The 21,978-nt window shown below is 68.3% G+C and carries 20 protein-coding genes; 5 read left to right on the top strand and 15 right to left on the bottom strand.

Annotated elements, in window-relative coordinates:
- Window positions 1-51: 51 nt before the first annotated feature.
- The gene (gene fba / locus HZ989_RS13115; protein ID WP_209321245.1) at window positions 52-1,137 is read left to right on the top strand and encodes a class II fructose-bisphosphate aldolase; all 1,086 of its coding nucleotides are present in this window, start codon (window positions 52-54) and stop codon (window positions 1,135-1,137) included.
- Window positions 1,138-1,154: 17 nt separating this feature from the next.
- Here the strand turns inward: fba and HZ989_RS13120 are convergent, their stop codons facing one another.
- Both HZ989_RS13120 and HZ989_RS13125 read right to left on the bottom strand, forming a co-directional pair.
- Window positions 1,155-2,846, bottom strand: a complete 1,692-nt coding sequence (locus HZ989_RS13120) for an alkaline phosphatase (RefSeq protein WP_209321246.1) — start codon at window positions 2,844-2,846, stop codon at window positions 1,155-1,157.
- Between the two features lies 1 nt (window position 2,847).
- Window positions 2,848-5,145, bottom strand: coding sequence for a TonB-dependent receptor (locus HZ989_RS13125; protein ID WP_245162372.1), 2,298 nt, complete (start codon window positions 5,143-5,145; stop codon window positions 2,848-2,850).
- Between the two features lie 186 nt (window positions 5,146-5,331).
- On the opposite strand from HZ989_RS13125, the gene HZ989_RS13130 reads away from it, so the two are divergent.
- Complete coding sequence (locus tag HZ989_RS13130) at window positions 5,332-5,661, top strand: hypothetical protein (protein WP_209321248.1); 330 nt, start codon at window positions 5,332-5,334, stop codon at window positions 5,659-5,661.
- A gap of 68 nt (window positions 5,662-5,729) precedes the next feature.
- Here HZ989_RS13130 and HZ989_RS13135 read toward each other — a convergent pair whose 3' ends face one another.
- Entirely contained in the window at window positions 5,730-6,368 is a 639-nt protein-coding gene (locus HZ989_RS13135; protein WP_209321249.1) for a DUF2799 domain-containing protein, read from the bottom strand.
- A gap of 112 nt (window positions 6,369-6,480) precedes the next feature.
- Here HZ989_RS13135 and HZ989_RS13140 point away from each other — a divergent pair, with 112 nt between their 5' ends.
- Together HZ989_RS13140 and rpoH are read left to right on the top strand one after the other, a co-directional pair.
- Window positions 6,481-7,473, top strand: coding sequence for an RluA family pseudouridine synthase (locus tag HZ989_RS13140; protein ID WP_245162539.1), 993 nt, complete (start codon window positions 6,481-6,483; stop codon window positions 7,471-7,473).
- 292 nt (window positions 7,474-7,765) lie between these two features.
- Entirely contained in the window at window positions 7,766-8,653 is an 888-nt protein-coding gene (rpoH, locus tag HZ989_RS13145; protein WP_209321251.1) for an RNA polymerase sigma factor RpoH, read from the top strand.
- A 12-nt stretch (window positions 8,654-8,665) separates the two neighbouring features.
- On the opposite strand, the gene HZ989_RS13150 is transcribed toward rpoH, so the two are convergent.
- The 8 genes from HZ989_RS13150 to HZ989_RS13190 form a co-directional block, all read right to left on the bottom strand.
- The gene (locus HZ989_RS13150) at window positions 8,666-9,472 is read right to left on the bottom strand and encodes a PleD family two-component system response regulator (RefSeq protein WP_209321252.1); all 807 of its coding nucleotides are present in this window, start codon (window positions 9,470-9,472) and stop codon (window positions 8,666-8,668) included.
- Between the two features lie 73 nt (window positions 9,473-9,545).
- The gene (locus HZ989_RS13155) at window positions 9,546-10,841 is read right to left on the bottom strand and encodes an adenylosuccinate synthase (protein ID WP_209321253.1); all 1,296 of its coding nucleotides are present in this window, start codon (window positions 10,839-10,841) and stop codon (window positions 9,546-9,548) included.
- An 80-nt stretch (window positions 10,842-10,921) separates the two neighbouring features.
- A complete protein-coding gene (locus tag HZ989_RS13160; RefSeq protein ID WP_209321254.1) occupies window positions 10,922-12,076 on the bottom strand; it encodes a phosphoserine transaminase in 1,155 nt (384 codons plus the stop codon).
- Window positions 12,077-12,078: 2 nt separating this feature from the next.
- Complete coding sequence (locus HZ989_RS13165; RefSeq protein ID WP_209321255.1) at window positions 12,079-12,993, bottom strand: DnaJ C-terminal domain-containing protein; 915 nt, start codon at window positions 12,991-12,993, stop codon at window positions 12,079-12,081.
- Window positions 12,994-13,093: 100 nt separating this feature from the next.
- The gene (locus HZ989_RS13170; protein ID WP_209321256.1) at window positions 13,094-16,783 is read right to left on the bottom strand and encodes a glycoside hydrolase/phage tail family protein; all 3,690 of its coding nucleotides are present in this window, start codon (window positions 16,781-16,783) and stop codon (window positions 13,094-13,096) included.
- Entirely contained in the window at window positions 16,783-17,229 is a 447-nt protein-coding gene (locus HZ989_RS13175) for an NlpC/P60 family protein (protein WP_209321257.1), read from the bottom strand. The genes HZ989_RS13170 and HZ989_RS13175 overlap by 1 nt, the downstream gene beginning before the upstream one ends.
- Before the next feature lie 176 nt (window positions 17,230-17,405).
- Window positions 17,406-18,047, bottom strand: a complete 642-nt coding sequence (locus tag HZ989_RS13180) for a DUF2163 domain-containing protein (RefSeq protein ID WP_209321258.1) — start codon at window positions 18,045-18,047, stop codon at window positions 17,406-17,408.
- A gap of 137 nt (window positions 18,048-18,184) precedes the next feature.
- Window positions 18,185-18,826 carry a DUF2460 domain-containing protein gene (locus HZ989_RS13190; RefSeq protein ID WP_209321259.1) on the bottom strand — a complete coding sequence of 214 codons (642 nt, stop codon included), beginning with the start codon at window positions 18,824-18,826 and terminating at the stop codon, window positions 18,185-18,187.
- Window positions 18,827-19,015: 189 nt separating this feature from the next.
- On the opposite strand from HZ989_RS13190, the gene HZ989_RS13195 reads away from it, so the two are divergent.
- Window positions 19,016-19,702 (top strand): DUF805 domain-containing protein, encoded by a 687-nt coding sequence (locus HZ989_RS13195; RefSeq protein ID WP_209321260.1) that lies wholly within the window; start codon window positions 19,016-19,018, stop codon window positions 19,700-19,702.
- A gap of 507 nt (window positions 19,703-20,209) precedes the next feature.
- On the opposite strand, the gene HZ989_RS13200 is transcribed toward HZ989_RS13195, so the two are convergent.
- The 4 genes from HZ989_RS13200 to HZ989_RS13215 all read right to left on the bottom strand — a co-directional run bounded on the left by HZ989_RS13200 (window position 20,210) and on the right by HZ989_RS13215 (window position 21,802).
- Window positions 20,210-20,731: a phage tail tape measure protein gene (locus HZ989_RS13200; protein ID WP_209321261.1), complete on the bottom strand. Its 522-nt coding sequence runs from the start codon at window positions 20,729-20,731 to the stop codon at window positions 20,210-20,212.
- A 138-nt stretch (window positions 20,732-20,869) separates the two neighbouring features.
- Window positions 20,870-21,046 carry a phage tail assembly chaperone gene (locus HZ989_RS13205; RefSeq protein WP_209321262.1) on the bottom strand — a complete coding sequence of 59 codons (177 nt, stop codon included), beginning with the start codon at window positions 21,044-21,046 and terminating at the stop codon, window positions 20,870-20,872.
- A complete protein-coding gene (locus tag HZ989_RS13210; protein WP_245162373.1) occupies window positions 21,039-21,308 on the bottom strand; it encodes a GTA-gp10 family protein in 270 nt (89 codons plus the stop codon). The genes HZ989_RS13205 and HZ989_RS13210 overlap by 8 nt, the downstream gene beginning before the upstream one ends.
- Window positions 21,309-21,391: 83 nt before the next feature.
- On the bottom strand, window positions 21,392-21,802 hold the full coding sequence (locus HZ989_RS13215) for a phage major tail protein, TP901-1 family (protein WP_209321263.1): 411 nt from the start codon (window positions 21,800-21,802) through the stop codon (window positions 21,392-21,394).
- Window positions 21,803-21,978 lie beyond the last annotated feature (176 nt).

The following is a 21,978-nucleotide window of genomic DNA, read 5'->3' on the forward strand; positions in this document are numbered from 1 at the left end:
CGTCGGCCCGCTAAAGCGAGGGCAAAACAAAAGACCTCAGGAGCCTACCCCATGGCGCGCATCACGCTGCGACAGCTTCTCGACCATGCGGCCGAGAACGACTACGGCCTGCCGGCCTACAACATCAACAACATGGAACAGGGTCTGGCGATCATGGAGGCGGCCGAGGCCGTCAATGCGCCGGTCATCATTCAGGCCAGCCGCGGCGCCCGCTCCTATGCCAATGACATCGTTCTGGCCAAGCTGATCGATGCCCTGGCCGAGCTCTATCCGCACATCCCGGTCTGTATGCACCAGGATCACGGCAATGGTCCGGCCACCTGCGCCACCGCCATCCAGTACGGCTTCACCTCGGTGATGATGGACGGCAGCCTGAAGGAAGACGCCAGGACCCCCGCCGACTATGACTACAACGTCGATGTCACCCGCCGGGTGGTCGAGATGGCCCACGCCTGCGGCGTCTCGGTCGAGGGGGAGCTGGGCGTACTCGGGTCGCTTGAAACCGGCATGGGAGAGGCCGAGGACGGCCACGGCTTCGAGGGTGTTCTGGACCACGCCGCCCTGCTGACCGACCCGGACCAGGCCGTCGATTTCGTCAGCCTCACCGGGGTCGATGCCCTCGCCATCGCCATGGGCACCTCGCACGGGGCCTACAAGTTCAGCCGCAAGCCCGATGGGGAGGTCCTGGCCATGCACGTCATCGAGGAAATCCACCGTCGCCTGCCCGACACCCATCTGGTCATGCACGGCAGCTCCTCGGTGCCGCAGGACCTGCAGGACATCATCAACCAGTACGGCGGCCAGATGCCCCAGACCTGGGGCGTGCCGGTGGAGGAGATCCAGCGCGGCATCAAGCATGGCGTGCGCAAGATCAACATCGACACCGACAACCGCATGGCCATGACCGGCGCGGTGCGAAAACTGCTGGCCGAAAAGCCGGGCGAGTTCGATCCGCGCGCCTGGCTGAAGCCCGCCAAGGAGGCGATGCGCAAGGTCTGCCAGCAGCGCTTCCAGGAGTTCGGCTGCGAAGGCATGGCGTCGAAGATCACGCCTGTCTCCACCGCCATCATGGCCAGGCGCTACGCTGCGGGCGAGTTGAACCCCCACTTCGGCAAGGCGTCCGCCAGGGCCGCCTGACGGCGGGTGTCCCGGGCTCAGCCCCGGACCAGATCCCCGATCACGCCGATCCCCTCGGCGCGCACGCTGTAGCTCGCCACGACCGTGGTCGAATAGGGCTTGGCCGCGATGGTCGACACGCCGATCAGATCCGCCTTTGCCGTCTCGGGCGTGAGGGTCAGGGCGATGAAGCCGCGCGGACCGAAATCGACCAGCTCGACCTCGTCGTTCTGGGCCGCGATCAGCTGGCCCAGCTGCACCTCGGGCAGACCGAGATAGCCCGCCGGACTGGGGCTGGTGACACCCGTCGTACCGAATTCAACGCCGATCTTTTCACCGGTGGCTGTCTTCAGCTGATCGACCCAGAAGGTATGGCTGTCGCCTGCCAGGACGATCGGCCGGGCCTTTGCCGCCTTCAGTGCGGCATACAGCCGTTCGCGCTCGGCCGGATAACCGTCCCAGGCATCCAGGTTGAACGGTACGTTCTGTCCGAACAGGGCGATGATCTGGCGCACCCGTCCCTGGATGGCCTCGGGCAGGCTGGCGACCATGGCGTCCAGGGTCTCTTTCGGGACCAGGGCACCGATGTCCGGACCCTTGACCCGTGCCATGACGACCTGATTGCCGATGATCTGCCAGGCGCAACCGGCCTCGACGGCGGCCCTGGTATCCTGCGCGATCCACGCCAGCTGGGCATCGCCCAGCAGACGACGATCGGGGTCGTTCAGCTTGGCAAGGAACCCGTCGCGATCCGGAACCGGCGTCCCGTTCGGCCCGGCGACATAGAAGTCCTCGGCATATTCCAGCTGTTTGGTGCGGGCCAGAAGCCGGGTCTCGACCATGTGCAGCGAAGCCGACCGGCCGAAGCGGAAACTGCGATGGGTCGCCGCTTCCAGACCGACGCCGGGGGCCGGATCGCGGATCGGCATCCATTCGAAATAGGCCTTCAGGCCCGCCGCCTTGCGCGTCGCCCAGTCGGCCTCGCCGGCCTGATTGTTCTCGGCCCCGCCGTCATAGGCATCGTTGGCGGTTTCGTGGTCGTCATAGACCACGATCCAGGGCGCCCGTGCGTGGGCGGCCTGAAGGTCGGCATCCGACTTGTACTGGGCGTGACGCAACCGATAGTCCGCCAACGTCAGGATCTCGTGCGCCGGCTCGGGGATGCGGTTCAGGATCCGCCCATTGGCCATGCCGTAATCGTTCTGGCCCGCACCATATTCGTAGATGTAGTCCCCCAGGTGCAGGACCGCGTCCAGACGCTCCAGCCTGGCGATGGCGTCATAGACGTTGAACAGGCCGTTGGGGTGCAGCGAACACGACGCCACCGCCAGAACGACCGCATCGATCGAAGACGCCTCGGGCAGGGTCCGGGTGCGCCCGGTCGGCGACACCAGCTCACCGACAACGAACCGATAGACGTAATCCTGACCGGGCTTCAGCCCTTCGGCGACGACCTTGACCGTGTGATCGCGGCTGGCGTCGGTCGTCGCGCGGCCCTGGGACACGATGCGCTGGAACGCCTCATCCTCGGCGACCTCCCATCGCAGTTCGACGCTGTCAGTGGCCGTGACCCGCGTCCACAGCAGAACGGAGGCCTGATCCGGATCGCCCGACGCCACACCATGACGAAAGGCGACCTCACCCGCGACGGAAGCCGCTGCGACGGGGCCGGCGACGACGCCGGCTCCCGCCCCGATGAGACCCAGCAGACTGCGACGGTCCAGAGTCATCTCAGTAGCTCACAGAGAAGCCAATGCCATAGTAGCGTGGCTCTCCGGCGATGAAGGTGGCGATACCGAAGGCGTCGCCCGTATTCCCCGCGTCCTTGATGTATTCCTCGTCCAGCAGGTTGGAGCCGAAGGCCTCGACCTGCCAGTTGGCGTTTTCCGGCGCATAGGTGAGGCGCAGGTTCAGCAGGCCATAAGCCTCCTGGAACTCATCGACGATCCGATCGGCACCCTGAAGGTCCCTGCGGTCGTTGTTGTTGTCGAAGAAGACCTTGGACTGCCAAGTATAGGTCGGCACGGCCGAGAACTCTCCGCCCAGGGCATGAATCGCCACCCGCGCGCCGACCGACCATGTGTGGTCCGGCGACAGGCGGAAGCGGTTGCCCTCGAACGCCCCGATGTCGAAGCGCGAATGGTTGTAAGCATAGGTGGCGAAGGCAGTGAACACGTCGTTCGGCCGCCAGGAACCCTGCCCTTCATAGCCATAGGACGAGGCTTCACCGGCATTGATGCTCACGAACTGACCGGCGGAGTTGCGGATCGTGGTCTGAAAATTCGAGTAACTGTAGTCGTAGATCGAGGATTCCAGCGTCAGGGTGCGGTCCAGGAACTCGCCCTTGGCGCCGATTTCGATGCTCTCAACCTCTTCCGAAGGCAGTTCAGTGAACCGGACATTGCCCTGCGGTGCCGTCGGGGCCGCGACCGCCAGCACGACCGGGCGACGGCCCGTGGCATAGGAGGCATACACGTTGAAATCGTTGCTCAGCTCGTAACGTGCCACCGCGCGATAGGTGATGCCGTCGTCTTCGATTGACTGGTATTGCGGCTCACCGTTCAGGGTCGGCTGGATGATCAGGCCGCGCGCCACAGTCGGCGTACTGCCGCCGACGATCGATCCACCGTTGTTCAGTTGCGCACCGTATCCCGACCTCTTGTCCTCGCTGGTGAACCGCACACCCGCCGTCAGTTCCAGACGATCGGTGACGGCCCAGCTCGCGTCGGCGAAGACGTCGATGGCTTTGGTTTCACCATAGTTGGTAAAGGTCTCGGTGTGATTGGCCTTGAGCGGGGCCAGGGTCGGGATAGAGTTGACGATTGCCATCGACAATCCGTTCGGACGCGGCAGCCCGCCAGTGTTCAGCAGGGCAAACAGCCGCTCGTTGGTCCGCAAGGGCACCCGCTGCGAACCCTTCTCCCAGAAATAGCTGACACCGGCAAAGGCCGTGATCGCGCCGCCGGTATCATAGTTCAGGCGCAGCTCCTGGCTGGCCATATCGGCCTGGGCGTCTTCGGCGAACACGAACACAGGAAGCGAGAAGCCGTCGGGATCGAACACTTCGGTCCCGTCGAACTGGCGGAAGGCGGTGATCGACGACAGGCTGAAGGCGTCGTTGATCGTGTAGTCCAGCAGGGCGGTGACGCCATAGACTTCGCGATCCAGGCCCAGCGGCTGGTCACCTTCGAAGCCGGCTGCGGTGGTCAGCGCCGCGCCCGAGTTGCGCCCCAGGTCGCCGATGACCGCGCCCGTATCGGGATTGGTCGGTGCATAGGTCAGCGATTTGAACGACGTGCCGCTGGGATTGTCGAACTGGACGTTGACGATGACGTCGGCACGAAGATTTTCGCCCAGCTGTCCACGCAAGGCTACGCGGTAGGCTTGCGTGTCCGTCGAGTTGAAGTCTTCGCCGCCCAGCAGATTTTCGACGAACCCGTCGCGCTGCTTGATCCGCCCCGACAGACGAACGGCCAGGCCCTCGCCGAGCGGCAGGTTCACCGCTCCACCCACCATGTAGTAGCCGTAGTTGCCGACCTCGGTTTCAGCGTTCCCGCTGAAGTCATCGAGCTGTGCCTTGTTCTGAACGACGTTGACCGCGCCGATCAGAGCGCCGCGGCCGAACAGGGTCGACTGCGGTCCCTTGGCGATCTCGATCCGCTCATTGTCGAAAAGTTCGATGTAGGATCCACGCGACCGCGAGATCGACACACCGTCCTGGAACACCGACACGCGCGGCTCGGTCGTCGCCTCGCCCGAGTCCGACGTGATGCCGCGAATGACGAAGCCGGGGTTGTTCGGCGACTGGTTCTGCACCTCGAAGCCGGGAACGAAGAGCGACAGTTCCTCGAACTCCTGCACCCCGATCTGGTCGAGGAATTCCCCCGAATAGGCCGTCAGGGCCAGCGGCACATCCGTCGAGGCCTGTTCCCGCTTCTGGGCCGTGACGATGATGTCCCCGAGGGTGGTCGCTTCTTGCGCCATCGCGGGCGCGGCAACCGACAGGACCAGCAGGCTGGCGGCGGCCATCAGACAAGGTTTCGAATTCGCAACGATCATGGCCAGGGTCCCCCATGCCCCAAAACGGGCTTTGGTTGGCCGTTAAGGCCAATCCGTGTCGCCCCCGCGAAGTCCTGATGAAGCCAGGGCGAACGATTGACGGCAGAATCCGTGACGATTGATCTTGAAGCGGACGATCAAGTTATCATTGTTCACTTGACCGCAGCCGACGCCGGGGAACGGCTGGACAAGGCCCTGGCTCGCGGAACGCCCCTGGTCTCCCGCGCCCGCCTTCAAGTCCTGTTCGAGCAGGGAGCGGTCTCGCGTGCCGGGACCATAGTGACCGACGGATCATCAAAGGCTGTCAAGGGTGATGATCGGATCACACTCCCGCCTGTCCTGGCCGCAGAGCCCCTGGCTGAGGCGATCCCCCTGGCGGACTTGCATGAAGACGACGACCTGATCGTCATCGACAAGCCCGCCGGCATGGCCATGACCGGCACCAGGCCAGGGGCGATCTTGACCCCGTCTACGGGCGCGCGCTGAAGGCGGCATCCTGACGCGCGCGGAGCGCCTCGATGAAACAGCCCGGCACCGACCGCCGGGCCCGTCGTCTACCAGGTGCCGTAGATGTCCCGGAACCGCCATCGCACATCGCGAACGGCCGCCTCTGCGTCGTCCAGCTCGTCCTGGGCGCGGTACCAGTCGCGTTCGGTCGATTCGCGCTCCAGGCGGATTTCCCTGATGCGGTCTCGAATGGCATCGCGTTCGTCATCCGTGAGCTGAGGCTGACGCACTTCGTCCTGTTTGGCGGAAATCTTGTCGTCCAGCTCGTTCAGACGAGACGCCAGCCCGTCGACATTGCTGCGCGCGGAATTGACCGCTGAGATCGCTGCGTGAACGATCTGCCCGTCGCGATAGGCTGGCAGGAACTGCGCCTCCTGTGACGGTGTGCAGACCCCGTTGTAGGCCTCTCCCTGGCGCCCGACCTGAAAGCCCCTGGCCTCGGTGCAGTACTGCATCAGACCATCGGCACGCGCGGACTGATAGACGGACAGCTCAGGGACGACACCGTATTTGGCACAGGCCTCGGCGTGCGCGTCCAGACGGCTCATCGGGTAGCCAGCCTGGCCGTCGGCATAGCCGACCTCGCCCCAGGCCCCGGCGAGGCACTGATCTTCACTCATCGTCGCACAACTGCCGAGCAGCATGCCTGCGCCCACCACCCCGAGCGCGAGTGCCAGTCGTTTCATCGATATCCTCCGGGCCCAACGCCAGGCTTGACCATGCCGCAATCGCCCGGGCGTGTCACGATGGGAGGGGGATGCTAGAGCCGGTGCAGGAGGCTGCTTGTCCGATCCAGACCTGAATTTCGACGACGACTGCGCAGTGACTGAGCCTTTGCGCATCCACGTCGGCGCGGCCGGGCCCAGGCTGGACAAAACTCTGGCCGACGCGTGTCCGACCTTGTCGCGCGCGCGGCTCCAGGCGCTGATCGCAGACGGCGCAGTCACGCTGAACGGCATCGTCCTGGCCAACGGATCGGCGAAAGCCGTGGCGGGGGACTACGAGATCGCCGTTCCGCCCATCGCCTCCGCAACGCCTGTGCCCCAGTCCATCCCGCTCGTCGTCCTCTACGAGGACGACGACCTGATCGTCATCGACAAGCCCGCCGGCATGGCCGCTCACCCCGCGCCCGGCACGCCCGACGGCACCCTGGTCAACGCCCTGCTCCACCACTGCGGCGCGTCCCTGTCCGGCATCGGCGGCGTGGCCCGCCCCGGCATCGTCCACCGCCTCGACAAGGACACCTCCGGCGTCATGGTCGCCGCCAAGTCCGACCGCGCCCATTCGGGTCTGTCCAGACTCTTCGCCGCCCATGACATCGAGCGCACCTACATCGCCCTGACGCGCGGCGCGCCCTCCCCTGCGCGGGGCCGGATCGAGACCCTGATCGGACGTTCAGCCTCGGATCGCAAGAAGATGGCCGTGCTGAAGTCCGGCGGACGAAACGCCATCACCGACTACCTGGTCCAGGCCCGCTTTGCCGTGCCCGCGAAGGCCGGTGCCGCACCGCTCGCAGCCCGGGTCGCCTGTACCCTGCACACGGGTCGCACCCACCAGATCCGGGTGCACCTTGCCTCAAAGGGCTCCCCCATCCTGGGAGATGCAACCTACGGCTCGGGCAGCCCGGCGGTCAGCGTCCGCGCCGCGATCGCGCAGTCGGGCCTGACCCGGCAGGCGCTCCACGCTTCGGTGCTCGGGTTCGTCCATCCCGTGACCGGGGCACCGCTGCGCTTCGAAACGCCCCTGCCGGCCGACATGGCCTGCCTCGAATCGATTCTGGCCGCCCTTTGAAAGGGACGCAGGCCGGGTAACGATCGGGGTGTCGCCAGCGAAACGGAGCATGACCCTGCCCGGAACAGGCGCGGCATCGAGTAAGTCTTGATTAAGGACGGACTTCTGTCTATAAAGGCTCCTGAACGGTGCAAGTGGCGCCAGGGTCACGGTCGCAGGTCTCTGTGACGATCCGCCTCTGACAAGGGCGGCAACCCATCGCTATGTGTCCGGTTGAGGGGTGAGGAGGCGGTGCACATCCGGTGGCCGCCTGCGTCGAGCCTGCTCGGATCTGGGTTCGGAGGGACCAAACATGGCTGCAATGAAATCACTCGCGGTGATGTCGCCTGAACAGGGGCTGTCGCGATATCTGACGGAAATCCGCAAGTTTCCGATGTTGACCAAGGACGAGGAGTTCATGCTGGCGAAACGCTGGTCCGAACACCAGGATTCCGAAAGCGCCCACCGCCTGGTCACATCCCACCTTCGCCTCGTGGCCAAGATCGCCATGGGTTATCGCGGCTACGGCCTGCCGATCGGCGAGGTGATCTCGGAAGGCAACGTCGGCCTGATGCAGGCCGTCAAGAAATTCGACCCGGACAAGGGCTTCCGCCTCGCGACCTACGCCATGTGGTGGATCCGCGCCTCGATCCAGGAATACATCCTCCGCAGCTGGTCGCTCGTGAAGATGGGCACCACGGCCGCGCAGAAGAAGCTGTTCTTCAACCTGCGCAAGGCCAAGAGCCAGATCTCGGCCTTCGAGGAAGGCGACCTGCGTCCCGAACATCTCGCCGCCATCGCCACCAAGCTGGGCGTGTCGGAAGAAGAGGTCACCAATATGAACCGCCGTCTCGGCGGCGATGCCTCGCTGAATGCTCCCCTGCGGGTCGACGGCGAAAGCGAGTGGCAGGACTGGCTGTCGGACGACAACGCCGTCTCTCAGGAGACGGCACTGGCCGACTCCGAGGAAAAATCGATCCGCATGAGCCTGCTGGAAGAGGCCATGGGCGAGCTGACCGAGCGCGAGAAGCATATCCTGACCGAACGTCGCCTGAAGGACGATCCGGTCACCCTGGAAGAACTCGCGGGCGAATACGGCGTCAGCCGCGAACGCGTCCGTCAGATCGAGGTTCGCGCGTTCGAGAAGCTGCAGAAGGCCATGCGCGCCGCCGCCGAGGAACGGAACCTCATCGACGCCTGAGTGGACGAGGCGTCAACCCGCCTCGGACAGTGTCTCGGGCGGGGCAAGCGCCAGGATGGCACCGATCGGCCCGGTCAGCCCTGCCCTGGTCGGCACGCCCTCCGCCAGATAACCCTCAAGTGCCGCAACGGCGATCGACAGGCGGACATCCGCGTTCTTTGTGGCCAGCGCCTTCAGCGTCTCGACCTGCTGCTTGGCGGCGCGCGTCGCCTGTATCGGATCGTTGTCGAACTTCGCCAGCGCCGCCGCCAGAATACGCAGCGCCTGATCCTTGACCTCCAGGGCCGCTTGCGCCGCCGTCGTCGGTTTGTCGCCCGTCCGCTTCTGCAGCCCTGGATATTCGCCCGAGTTGAACCGGCGCCGGTCTGGTCCGACGTAACCGATCCCCTCGACCCAGTCGCGCGGCTTCAGGGCCACGTTCTCGATCCGCCTGAAAAGGTCGGCGCTGGCGAAGGGTTTCCTCAGAAATTCGTGGATGCCCGCATCCCGCGCGCCCCTGATGGACGTCGCCGTCGCATCGGCTGTAGCCATGATGATCGGGACCCGCCGACAGGGCAGGTGCGAGCGGCGAATGCGTCGGGCCAGCTGTTCTCCGTCCAGCTTGGGACCGCTGCGCTCCGTGAAGATCAGCCCCGGCTCCATCTCGCGCGCATGGTCCATGACCCGATGCTCATCGGACTCGGTCACGACCTCGCGCGCGCCCATGCTCTTCATGATGTCCAGCAACAGTCGCGCGGACGCCAGGTTCGGATCGGCGATCAGCACGCGGCGCACCACGGGCTCGATCCGGTTCAGGGTCTTGGTATCGGCTGAGAACAAGCGTGGCCCTCCTGGCTGAGGGAAATACCTAGCGCTGCGGCGGTTAAGGCCACGTTGAACCGAAACGGCTTTTTCAGCCGTGGAAGGGATCCCGGATCAGTATGGTGTCATCCCGCTCGGGACTGGTCGACAGCAACGCCACCGGGGCCCCGATCAACTCCTCGATCCGCCGGACGTACTTGATCGCATGGGCGTTCAGATCCTTGAAGCTGCGAGCCCCGGCCGTCGTCTCGCTCCAGCCTTCCAGTTCCTCGAATACGGGCTCGGCCGCCGCCTGGGCGTGCAGGCTGCTCGGCAGATAATCCAGCACCTCATCACCGACCCGGTAGCCGACGCAGATCTTCAGCCTCTTCAACCCGTCCAGCACGTCCAGCTTGGTCAGTGCGATCCCGTCGATACCGTTGATCGCCACCGACTGGCGCACCAGGACCGCGTCGAACCAGCCGCAACGCCGCGCCCGTCCGGTATTGACCCCCACTTCGCGCCCCACGGTCGCCAGATGCTGCCCGATCTCGTCCTTCAGCTCGCAGGCGAACGGACCCTCGCCGACCCGGGTGGTATAGGCCTTCACGATGCCCAGCACATAGCCGACCCCGCGCGGCCCGATCCCGGACCCGGCCGCCGCCTGCCCCGCCACGGTGTTCGACGACGTCACATAGGGATAGGTCCCGTGATCGACATCCAGGAAAGCGCCCTGCGCCCCCTCGAACAGCACCCGCTTGCCCGACTTCTGCGCCTGGTCCAGCACCCGCCAGGCCGGCTTCACATAGGGCAGGATCTTCGGCGCGATCTCCAGCAGCTGGGCCAGAAGCGCCTCGGGATCGATCGGGTCCAGCCCCAGACCCGCCCGCAACGGATCATGGTGCGACCGCAACCGGTCGATCTTGACCTTCAAGTCGTCGGCATTGGCCAGGTCGCAGACCCGGATCGCACGGCGGCCCACCTTGTCCTCATAGGCCGGGCCGATGCCCCGCCCCGTCGTGCCGATCCGCGCGCCGACCGCATTCGCCGCCGCCTCGCGCGCGACGTCCAGCGCCGGGTGGATCGGCAGGATCAGACACGCATTGTCCGCAATGGTCAGGATGTCCGGATTGATCGATACGCCCTGGGCCTCGATCTTCCCGATCTCGCCGACCAGATGCCAGGGATCGACCACGACGCCGTTACCGATGATCGAGGGCTTGCCCTGCACCACGCCCGAGGGCAGCAGGGCCAGCTTGTAGACCTTGCCGTCCACCACCAGCGTATGGCCCGCATTGTGCCCGCCCTGGAACCGCACGACCATGTCGGCGCGGTTCGACAGCCAGTCGACGATCTTGCCCTTGCCCTCATCGCCCCACTGGGCCCCGACCACCGCCACGTTCGCCAAAGGATTCGTCTCCGCTGAATGCGGGGAGGGCTATAGCGGCGGAATGGGCGAATGTCGTCCCGACCGGGACGATTAAACCGTCACAGCTCCGCGACCGCCACCCCGAACGCCCAATCCAGCCAGGGCGTCACCGCCACCACGTCCTCCGTCTCGACCGTGCAGCCGCACCACAGCCGCAGGCCCGCGGGCGCGTTCCGGTGGCTCTCCACGTCGAACGCCGCGCCCTCGGCCTCCAGCAGGCCCTTCATCCGCTTGACGAAGGCCTGCCGCCCCGCCTCGTCCAGGGCCGTCACGCGCGGATCGACGATCTTCAGACAGACCGAGGTCGTCGACCGCGTCGCCGGATCGACGGCCAGGCTTTCGATCCAGTCCGTTCGCCCGACCCAGGCCTGCAGCGCGCCCGCGTTCGCATCGGTGCGGCGGATCAGCTCGCTCAACCCCCCGACGCCTTGCGCCCACTCCAGCGCATCGATCCAGTCTTCCAGCGTCCACAGGCTGAAGGTGTTGATCATCGACCCCGTGGCCAGCGCCCGGTCGAACCCCCTGGCGTCTCTGAGCCGCAGAACCTTGGGCACCGGCCGGGGCGGCGCATAGGTGTCCAGCCGCTCGACCGCGCGCGGCGACAGGGCCGCCACCCCGATCCCGGCCTCTCCGCCCAGCGCCTTCTGGAAACTGAACGTCACCACATCCAGACGCGAATAGTCGATGGCCATGGCGAAGGCCGCCGACGTCGCGTCGCAGATCGCCAGCCCCGTCCGGTCCTTCGAGATAAAGTCCGCGCTCGGCACCCGCACCCCTGAGGTCGTGCCGTTCCACGGAAACACCAGGTCCTTGTCGGGGTCCACGCGCGAAAGGTCCGGCAGCTCACCCCAGGGCGCTTCCAGCAGTTCCAGGTCGTCCAGCTTCAGGTGATCCTTAGCATCGACCGCCCACTGCTTGCCGAAATTCTCGAACGCCATGACCTGCACCGGCCGCTGGCCCAGCATCGACCACATCGCCGCCTCGACCGCGCCCGTGTCGGACCCCGGCAGATAGGCCAGTACCCAGTCCTCGGGCACCTCCAGCACCGCCTTGGTCAACCGGATGCCATGCGCGAACCGCTCCACCACCTCCGGTGCGCGGATCCCCCGTCCCAGCAGGGTCTGCGGCAGCCCTTCCGACGACCAGCCCGGCCGCTTGGCCGTCGGCCCGGCCGAGAACCACGGCCGCTTCGGCTTTACACTCGGCTTGTCCACGTTCAGCTCTTTCCGGGCCTGTAGGGACGGCTTTTGCGCCAGTCCTCCGCGATCCGTTGCAATATCGGATCGACGGTCTCGGGCAAGGTCACGATCAGTCGCGCCTTCAGGTCGCCGCGCGATCCACCCGCATAGGCCCCCTTGCCCTTCAGCCGCAGCGTCTGGCCCGAGTTCGCCCCCTTCGGCACCGTCACCGAGACCGGCCCGTCCGGGGTCGGGCATTCCACCTTGCCCCCCAGAACCGCATCCGGCACCGAGATCGGCAGATCCATGATCAGATCCGTCCCGTCCACCTTGAACACCGGATGGACCGCAATTCGCAGCTCGATGAGCGCATCGCCCGCCTCGGTTCGCCCCGGCGCGCCCTGTCCGCGCAGCCGGATCGTCTGCCCGCTGGCCGCGCCCCTGGGAATGGTGACGTCCAGCGTGCGCCCGTCCGAGAACTGGATCCGCCGCGTCGCCCCGACGATGGAGTCCTCCAGACTGATCTCCAGCGTGGCGCGCACGTCCTGCCCGCGTCCCATGCCGCGACCCGGCCCCCGCGCGGCCCCGCCGCCGAACCGCCCGAAAAGCTCCTCCAGATCCAGGTCCTCGAACGCCGCCCGTCCGCCGGGGCCGCCCGCGCCGAAGCCACCGAACCCGCCGGTCGTTCCGCCCGACGAACCCCCGCCATAGCCGCCGCCATATTTCTGCTGGCCGTCGGCATCGATCCGTCCGGCGTCGAACTGCGCCTTCTTCTCGGGGTCGCTCAGGATGTCGAAGGCCGCAGAGGCACGCTTGAACCGTTCCTCGGCCCTGGCGTCGCCGGGGTTCTTGTCGGGGTGCAGTTCCTTGGCCAGCTTGCGGAACGCGGCCTTGATCTCGGCGGCGCTCGCCCCCCTGGCTACGCCCAGTTCCTTATAGGGATCGCCCGCCACGCCGTTCGCCGCTCCGTCAGAGAATCAGGGCCGCCCCTGCATCACATGCCGGAACGCTTCCCTGTCAGTTAGGGCATGGACCGCGCCGCGCAATCGTTTTTCAGGCCGCCAGCCTGCAAACCGCCTCCCGGCCCCAGCCCCAGTCGACCCCATATTGCGCCACGGCGACCCTCGCGCCCTCCCCCGGCCCTCCCGGAAAGTCCGCGGCCAGGTCCGCCCCGGCATAGACCGCCGACAGCCCCTCGACCTCGAACACCCGCCGCTCGACGTCGCCGTCCAGCACACGCAGCCGGAACCGCCGGACGTCCACCTCCGCCGCTTCGATGTCCCACCGATCGCCCCCGACCCGCACGCGCGGCAGCCAGCTGACGCCCAGCCCGCCTGCCTCCGGAACGACCCGCAGGGCCGCCGGTCTCCATGGCCGATCGACCACGCCCTCGAACCGGAACGGCACTTCGGCGAACCCCGCGCCGCCCGGTGCCGAACCAATCGGCCCGATCCGCGCCCGCCGGTCCAGCCGCCGCTCGGCGGGGTCCAGTTCCAGCCGACCCGCACGCCCGTCCAGCACGACCACCGTCGCCCCGACCGCCGCGCCTTGTTCAGCCTCCACCTCCGTGCCCTGCCGCCCGCGCAAAAGCCCCGACAACCGCCAGACGCCGGTGGAAACCAGGGTCGCCTCCCGGAACGACAGAATCTCCCATCCCGTCACGCTCTCGACCGCCAGCAGATTGGCCTGGCCCAGCGCGGCTCCGTCGCTCGCCGACGTCGGCGCGGTTCCCTCCAGCGCGACGACGAGCGTATTCACCTCGTCCCATCGATCGACCGGCCCGGCCCTCAAGTCGCCCACCAGCCGCCCCACGGTCGCGGGCATGTCGACCGTGCCGCGCTGCATCAGCCCCTCGGACGTCTCCCCGACATGGACCGCCATCGGACGCCAGGGATCGCCCGCCGCGATCACGACCGGCCGACCATCGGTCTCCGCCCCCGGCAGCCCGGGCAGATCCAGGATTCGCGCAAACGGCACCCCCGGCGGCTCGGCACCCTCCGACAGCTGCGTCGGCGCATTGTCGGGTCCGACGACGCCGACCGACCGTCGCGCCAGCCGCGCCGATGGCGTCTCATCCAGCGTCACACACTCGACCCGCCACGCCCCGGTCTCGCCCTCGACCGCCACCGTATCACCGGGCTCAAGCCGCAACGCTTCCAGCGGCCCAAGGGCCAGCGTCACCCGATCCGCCCCATGCGCCGCCAGCATCCGCCGCGCCATGGCCGCGCCGAGCGCCGTGCCGCATACGATCGGCAGGTCCACATCGACCCCGCCGCCACCCGTTGCCGTCTCGGCCCGGGCCACGACCGCGCCGGTCTGATAGTCCGCCCCGTCGTCGATGAACCGCACCCGCGCAGTCTCGGGCCGCGCCTCCAGCACCCGTTCGCGCACCGGCCCCGACGTCTCCTCGCGGAGCGCCATTGCCTCAAGCGCAACCGTCGCGCCCGCCGCCTCGACCCCGACCAGCGCCACCCGTCCGTCCCGCTCGGCCCCGACCATGTCGAAGGCCCCCAGCAAGGGTTCCAGCGCATCACGCGTCCGCATCGGTCGATCGATCACATAGCCCGAAACCTTCCCGACCGGCTCCCCGACCTCGAACCCGTCGGCCTCCAGACCGCCCCGCCGAAGGATCGCCGCCAGCAGCGCCCGCCCCTCTCCGCCCACCCGGCCGTTCAGCCAGTGCCCGGCCCGCCAAGCGCTCGCATCGGCCCAGACGTCGCCCAGCGCCGGAAACGCCGGATAGGGCCGCGCGTCCCAGCACCAGGCATCCGCCCCCGCCAGCATGGGCCCGCCATAGACCGACGACAGCGGATTGTTCGGACCCGTTGCGAAATGCTTCAGCACCGCCTCCAGCGCCCGCCGCTGCATCCCGTCGTCCCGCGCGCCCGTCGAGAACGGTGGCAGCGAACTCTCGGCGGACTTCGGGTCCTGGAACAGGTTCGGCGCATTGCCGCCCCGGTCCACCGCCCCACAGCCGAACTCCGTCAGCCGGATCGGCTTCATCCCCGGAACCCAGGCCGTCGGCACCGCGGCCCGCACCCCGCCCGGCCGGTCATGGTGGACGTTGCCCCACCACCCCTTCAGGGCCTTGGGCCGAAACACCCAGTCCTCGCCATGCGCCGTATCGACGATGGCAGTGCGCACCTGGGCCGCGCGATCCGCCTCGTCGGCATAGAACCAGTCGAACCCCTCGCCGCCCGCGACCTGGGTGGCCAGATAGAGGGGATCATCCGGCCCCGCGAACGCCTCCGCATCCCGCCCGCCGTCGCCGCCCCGCCAGTCGCCCAGCGGCGGATACCAGTCGATGCCGACGTAATCGATCGCCTCGTCCGCCCACAGCGGATCCAGGTGAAATACCACATCCCCCGACCCGTCATCCGGTCGATGCCCCGAATACTCAGACCAGTCCGCGGCATAGGACAGGGCCACCTCCGGCCCCACCACCGCCCGGCATTCCGCCGCCAGCGCCCGGTATTGCTGAACCGCCGGATATCCACCCGCCGCGTCCCGCGTCCCGGTCAGGCCCCGCATCTCCGACCCGATCAGCAGCCCGTCACATCCCGTCTCGGCCGCCAGCCCGGCATAATGAAGCGCCAGTCTCCGCAGGCCCCACCCGTCCGCCGTCCCGAACACCGCCGCGACCTCGGCCGCCGCCCCCGGCCCGTCCGCGCCCTTCACTCGCCCGCGCCACGGATAGCCCTCGCAGTCCATGAAGACGAAGGGATACAAGGTCACCGCCCATCCCCGCGCCTTCAGAGCCGCCACCGCCTGGCGCACACTCTCGTCCGACGGCGTCCCGCCATAGCTGGGCCGGCCATCCGCCTCCGAAATCAGATGCGCGTCTTCACGCCCCAGCCCCGCCACCGACCAGGTCAGGGGCTCGGTCGGCTTGTTCCGCCGCTCCACCCCCGGCCTTACGACACAGTGCCCGGCCCTCAGGTCGGTCCCGAACCAGCCGATCACCAGACTGACCCGTTTGAGGTTCGGCAGCTGCGCCGCCAGCTGATCCAGCGACGCGATCACGTCCGTCCGTCCGTCGCCCAGGTGAATGTTCTCGGACCGCGTCCGCGTCAGCCCCTCGCGCCGCATCACGGCCTGCGTCGCCAGCACGAACTCCCCCGCCCCGGGGATCAGGCAGATCCCCTCCAGCATCGTCTCCAGCCCGTCGGCTTCCGGCCTGCGAAACACCTCGAAGCTCAGCTGCGGCATCCGATCGCCATACGGCCCCAGCGGCAGATCCTCGAACACCACATAGGCGGTCCCGCGATAGGCGGGTGCAGCCCCCTCCACCGCCTCGATCAGCGGATCGGGCGTCTGGTCCTCGCTCCCGCGATAGACCCGCATCGCCACGCCCGTCTGGTCCATCGGCTTGCCGTCGGCCCAGACCCGCCCGATCCCGTCGATCGGCCCCTCGCATAGCGCGACCGCGAAGCTCAGCGAATAGCCATAGTCGACGGTCCTTGGCCCACCCTTGCCGCCCCCGCTCCGGTTCCTCTGCTCCAGGAAACGTGCCGCCCAGATCACCTGACCCGTCACCCGCGCCCGCCCGAACACACAGGCCATCGGCGCGCCTTCCGCCGTCGACTGGATCTTCAGCGTCTCCAGCCTCGGCCCGACCTGGCGCGCCGGCGACAGCGCCCCGATCAGCGACCGGTCCGCCACACCCCCCAGGGCCGCGCCAAGACTGCGCCCGATGCCGCCGCCGATCGCCTGTCCGACACCGCCCAGGATCACCTGCGCCATCAGGAACCTCTCTTGTCATCCCGGCCTTGCGCCTGAACGGGCCAGGCAAAGGCCGCCACCAGCCGCCTCTGCCACCACGGCCCCATCCAGCTCTCGACCACCGCCCGCCCCCAGTAGGCATGGATGATCCGGGGTTCCGGTCCCTCGATGGACGACACGATCCCGCAGTGCTTGACCATCGCCCCCTCCGCCATCCGGAACAGCAACACATCGCCCGGCCGCATCGCGTTCACCGGCTTCTCGACCAGCCACCGCCCCGCCGCCTCCAGCAGCGTCTCGACACCACCGACCTCGGCCCAGTCCGGTGCATAGGCGGGCAGGGCCTCCGGCTCCTTGCCGATAACCTCGCGCCACACCCCGCGCACCAGTCCCAGACAGTCCGCGCCTGCGCCCTTCGTGCTCGCCTGATGCCGATACGGCGTCCCCAGCCACCCGCGCGCGGCCATCACCACAGCCTCTCCCTCCCCCTCGGGGGAGGGTGGCCGAGCCGAAGGCGAAGCCGGGTGGGGCGAACAAGGCGATCCGGACTCAACTCTGCGCGACCTCGCATCGCCGCCCTCACCCGGTCGCGTCGCGACCGGCCCTCCCCCGCGGGGGAGGGAAACAGCAGAATTCAACCCTCTCACCGTTTCCCCCCGTCATTCCGCCCGCCCGTCGCCGGACAGGCCGTCAGGAAGTCGTCGCCCGGAATCCCCGGAAAGCCCTGGAAGTTGATCCCGTTGCCGAACACCCCGACGCAGGTCTCCCAGCGCTTGTCACAGACCCGCCCCGCCGGATCGGCCCGGCACCGCCCGTCCCCCAGCAGGGCGTCGCAGGCCCGCCCGTAGGTCCGCCCCACCACCCTCTCCAGCGCCGCCAGCGGTCCTTCGACCTCGGCCGTGAACCCCGCCCCCTCGCGTCGGATCCGGCTGAATGTCCCGACCCCCAGCCGCACCTTCAGGTCCGGTCGCCTCCAGTCCACACGCCACACCTCGACCCGTGCGCGGTCCCACAGTCCGGCCGCGACCTCCGCCGCTGTGATCCGGTCATCATCGAGCACGCCCGCGACCGCCAGAGACCCGGCGCCCAGCCCGGCCGAGGCGTCCATCGCCCCTTGGGTCCATCCGCTGCCCGCCGAGCAGACGACGCCATCCACCTCCAGGTCGCGGTCGTGGTCCGTAAAGCCCATCCGCGCCCCATCCGTTCGCGTCACGATCCAGACATGGCAAAGCGTCGCCGCCCCGCTCTCGATGCGGGCGGCCAGTTCAGTCGGTATGTCCCTCATGATCCTCCCCCACTGGGGGAGGGGGACCGCGAAGCGGTGGAGGGGGCCGGCCCCGGACACCCTGCTCGCCGCGAGCCCCCTCCGTCACGGCGCAAAGGCGCGCCGCGCCACCTCCCCCGGAAGGGGAGGATTTCATCTCAGACCCTGACCTCGATCAGCGGCACCGCCGCCATCCGCCCGGCGTCGAAGCTCTCGAGCGTCATCTCCAGCCGGTCCGCGTCGAACCGCACCGGCGTGTCGAACAGGAAACCCGCCGACACCACCGTGCCCTTGCTCGGTGCCCTGGCCAGCGTGACCACGCCCGTCGTCGCGTCGACGGAAAAGCCCGCGTCCGACACCGCGATCCCGTTCACGGCAAGGCGCACCGATCCCTCGACCGGCTTGGTGATCGGCCGCTGCAGGCCCTGACCCGGACCCGATCCGGGGTCGCCATAGGCCTTCACCAGCGGAAACACCGCCCTCGCCCCGTCCCCCGTTCCCAGCACCTGGTCCCCGGCCCCCGGCGTCCCGCCCGGCGCGCACGAGGCGAAGTCCGCGAAGTCCCGAAACCGGAACCCGAACAGCCTGCCCCGCCGCGCCTCGAAAAAGGCCGTCAGCGCCGCCATGTCCGCCAGCGACCTCAGGTTCGCCCCGATCAGATACCGCCTGCGTCCCATCGCCCAGGGACTGTTCCGCCGCTCGAACCCGGAGGCCAGGGTGACGATCTCGGTCCGCCGCTCCACCCCGCCCGTCGATCCGAACGCCAACCGGGCGGGCAGCCTCACCTCATGAAAACTCATCGCCACCCCCGACACGCGGTCTTGTCATCCCCGCGAAAGCGGGGACGGGCCGGCAGCCTCACCTCATGAAAACCCATCGGATCATCGCTCCTCTTTGGTCATCCCCGCGAACGCGGGGATTGTCGCGGCCCGGTGCCTCGTCCAGTCTGGGGGCGGGCCAGCCTCGGCCCCCGGCAAGGGAGCCATCGGATGCGCGGCCAGATTCTCGATTTCGATCCGACGGCGGGTTCGGGCCTGATCAGCGGCGACGACGGAATCCGCTACGCCTTCAATGCCGACCAGGTGACGCCCCCGGCCAGCATCACCCCCGGCCTGCGCGTCGACTTCGTGCCCGTGGCCGGTCAGGCCACCAGCATCATGCTGCTGGCCGCCGCCGTGCCGTCATCCGGCCCGTCGGCAACCCCCGGCGTGCCCGTCGATACCTTCGACTTTGCGAAGGTCCTGTTCGCGTTCGAGGGTCGCATTCGTCGCCAGCATTTCTGGCTCGGCTGGCTGATCTGCCTTGGTATCGGAATCGTGCTGGGGTGGATCCCTGTCATTGGCGCGCTGATCTCGATCGCCCTGATCTGGCCGAACGTCGCCATCACGGTGAAGCGCCTGCACGACATGGGTCACAGCGGCTGGCTCGCCATCATCCCCTGGATCGGGGGCATGGTCGCCATCGGCGGTATCATCGCCACCATCGGCGTGAGCGCCATTGCCCATGGCGGAAACTGGGAATCGGACGACCCCGCCGTGGTCTGGCCTCTGGTGGCCCCCGCCCTCGGCATCTTCGCGATCGCCTCCGTGGTCCAGTTCGGCTTCCTGCTCTGGATCGGTCTCACCGAAGGCCAGCCCGGCGACAATCGCTTCGGTCCCAACCCGAAGACCCGATAGGACCAATCCATCTTCGGCTTTTTCAGGGACCTGTCATCCGGCCGGAGCGAAGCGAAGAGCCCCAGTTGTCATCCCGGCCGGAGCGAAGCGAAGAGCCGCCCTTGTCATCCCGGCCGGAGCGGAGCGAAGAGCCTCCCTTGTCATCCCGGCCGGAGCGGAGCGAAGAGCCGCCCTTGTCATCCCGGCCGGAGCGAAGCGAAGAGCCTCCCTTGTCATCCCGGCCGGAGCGGAGCGAAGAGCCTCCCTTGTCATCCCGGCCGGAGCGGAGCGAAGAGCCGCCCTTGTCATCCCGGCCGGAGCGAAGCGAAGAGCCGGGACGCTGGACCGCGCCACCATACCTCCCGGAAATCGCGCCAGCGATTGTCCGGGAGCCAGTTTGACCGCCCTCGATCGTCTCCCGGACAGCCGCTTCGCGTCTTCCGGGAGGTCAATGACTGGCGTTTCCGGTCCCGGATAATCGCTGCCGCGATTTCCGGGATGACAAGACCGGGTGTCGAACCTGCCAAACTACAGCCGCCGCACTCCCAGTGCGGCGGCTCGGGCCAGCATCTGGGCGATCTGCGCCTCGGACCTCAAAAGGGCTGGTGCGCCGCCGTCGACGCTGACGTTCACCGTCACGCCACCACCGCCGCCTCTGTTCTCGATCACACCCGATCCCGACGGCCGGAACACCTCCGGCCCCCGCTCCCCGACCAGATAGGCCCTGCCGCCCGTCACCGCGCCGCCATCGGCCCGCGCACCGCCGAAGCCGGCCGCGCCCGCGACCGCCCGGGCGATCGCCTCGCCCAGCCCGCCCGGCCCGCCGACCCCGGCCCCGAGCGCGCCCAGCACGGCGCGCGCCAGGTCGCCCAGCGTCACCTCGCCATCCGCCGCCGCCCGCGCCAGCGACCGGGTCAGACTGGCCCCCGCCCGCCCGAACGCCGCCTCGATGCTCGACGCCGCCCGCTCCGCCGGCTCCCGCAAGGCCTCCAGCGCCGCCGCCGCCTCCGCCGCCCTGGCCGGGATCGTGTCCAGTGTCTGGTCCGTCATAAATCCTCCCCCATCGGGGGAGGGGGACCGCGAAGCGGTGGAGGGGGCCAGCCCCGGACACCCTGCTCGCGGCGAACCCCCTCCGTCACGACGCGAAGTTGCGTCGCGCCACCTCCCCCTCGGGGGAGGGAGAAAGCCTCAATCCGGCCACGCCTGCATCAGCGCCTCGACCTCGGCGCGTCCCATCGGCACCGCCTTCCCGGCGACCGCCGTCAGCATCCGCCATTCCTTCAGCGACAGCCGCCAGAAGGCTTCCGGAGACACGCCCAGCGCCACCGCCGTCCGCAGCATCGCGCCCCAGCCCGTCTCAGCCATCGGCCGAGGCCACGAATGCCGCCGCCACGGCCTCGGCCGCCTCGACCGGCGACACCGCCACCCGCTCCAGCTCGCCCGCAAACGCGCTCTCGCCGCCGCCGCGCAACAGCGCCGCCAGCACCGCCATCAGGTCTCCGGCCGACAGCGCCCGCATCCGCGCACCCAGCGCCTCGACACCCGCGACCCCCAGCGCCGTCTCGATCTCCGCCAGGGCCCCCAGCGTCAGGCACAGCCGCCGCGGCTGGCCCGCCAGCACCACCACCGCCTCGCCCCGGACCCCATTCTCCCCCCGCCGGGGGGAGGGGGCCGCCAGGCCCGAGGGGGGGCCGTCCGTCCCGACCCCGCTCAAAGCGCGCTGAACCCGACCGCCCCGGCGCTGGCCAGGCTGATGGCGAACGTCGCCTCGCCCTCGTGGTCGCCGGCATACTCCAGCGCCGAGACCAGGAACGGCCCCTCCAGCACGCCGAAGTCGGGCACGATCAGCCGCCAGGTCTTCAGCCCCTGATCGAAGAAGGCCTCGCGGATCGCGGCGTCCGACGCAGCATCGCGAAAGATGCCCTGCCCCGACACCGCCGCCGACTTCACCCCCGCCCCGCCCAGCAGCTCGCGCCACCGCCCGGCGCTGTCGGCATCCGTCGCATCGACCGTCCGGGCGTTCAGCGAAATCGTCCGCGCCCTCAGCCCCGCGACCGTCGTGAACACGCCCGGCGCGCCCTCGATCTTCAGCAGTATGTCCTTGCCCCGTTGAGCGGCCATGTCTCAATCCTTTCTGCGATCCCTCTCCCAGAGGGAGAGGGCTTGAGCGTCCAAGAGCGCAGCGATTGGAAACGCGAAAGGGTGAGGGGTTTCCCTCTCACCGGCTCCCACCTAACCCCTCACCCTTTCGGCTTGCGGATCGCGTTGCTCTCCGAGCCTCAAGCCCTCTCCCTCTG

Source organism: Brevundimonas sp. AJA228-03 (assembly GCF_017795885.1).
Taxonomy (GTDB): domain Bacteria; phylum Pseudomonadota; class Alphaproteobacteria; order Caulobacterales; family Caulobacteraceae; genus Brevundimonas.

Excerpts from the sequence above, each read along its gene's own strand:
- HZ989_RS13135 (WP_209321249.1), bottom strand. The coding sequence starts at position 6,368 with ATGAAACGACTGGCACTCGCGCTCGGGGTGGTGGGCGCAGGCATGCTG.
- rpoH (WP_209321251.1), top strand. The coding sequence starts at position 7,766 with ATGGCTGCAATGAAATCACTCGCGGTGATGTCGCCTGAACAGGGGCTG.
- HZ989_RS13125 (WP_245162372.1), bottom strand. The coding sequence starts at position 5,145 with ATGGCCGCCGCCAGCCTGCTGGTCCTGTCGGTTGCCGCGCCCGCGATG.
- fba (WP_209321245.1), top strand. The coding sequence starts at position 52 with ATGGCGCGCATCACGCTGCGACAGCTTCTCGACCATGCGGCCGAGAAC.
- HZ989_RS13215 (WP_209321263.1), bottom strand. The coding sequence starts at position 21,802 with ATGGCCGCTCAACGGGGCAAGGACATACTGCTGAAGATCGAGGGCGCG.
- HZ989_RS13120 (WP_209321246.1), bottom strand. The coding sequence starts at position 2,846 with ATGACTCTGGACCGTCGCAGTCTGCTGGGTCTCATCGGGGCGGGAGCC.
- HZ989_RS13205 (WP_209321262.1), bottom strand. The coding sequence starts at position 21,046 with ATGGCTGAGACGGGCTGGGGCGCGATGCTGCGGACGGCGGTGGCGCTG.
- HZ989_RS13195 (WP_209321260.1), top strand. The coding sequence starts at position 19,016 with ATGCGCGGCCAGATTCTCGATTTCGATCCGACGGCGGGTTCGGGCCTG.
- HZ989_RS13180 (WP_209321258.1), bottom strand. The coding sequence starts at position 18,047 with ATGAGGGACATACCGACTGAACTGGCCGCCCGCATCGAGAGCGGGGCG.
- HZ989_RS13175 (WP_209321257.1), bottom strand. The coding sequence starts at position 17,229 with ATGGCCGCGCGCGGGTGGCTGGGGACGCCGTATCGGCATCAGGCGAGC.
- HZ989_RS13200 (WP_209321261.1), bottom strand. The coding sequence starts at position 20,731 with ATGACGGACCAGACACTGGACACGATCCCGGCCAGGGCGGCGGAGGCG.
- HZ989_RS13190 (WP_209321259.1), bottom strand. The coding sequence starts at position 18,826 with ATGAGTTTTCATGAGGTGAGGCTGCCCGCCCGGTTGGCGTTCGGATCG.
- HZ989_RS13170 (WP_209321256.1), bottom strand. The coding sequence starts at position 16,783 with ATGGCGCAGGTGATCCTGGGCGGTGTCGGACAGGCGATCGGCGGCGGC.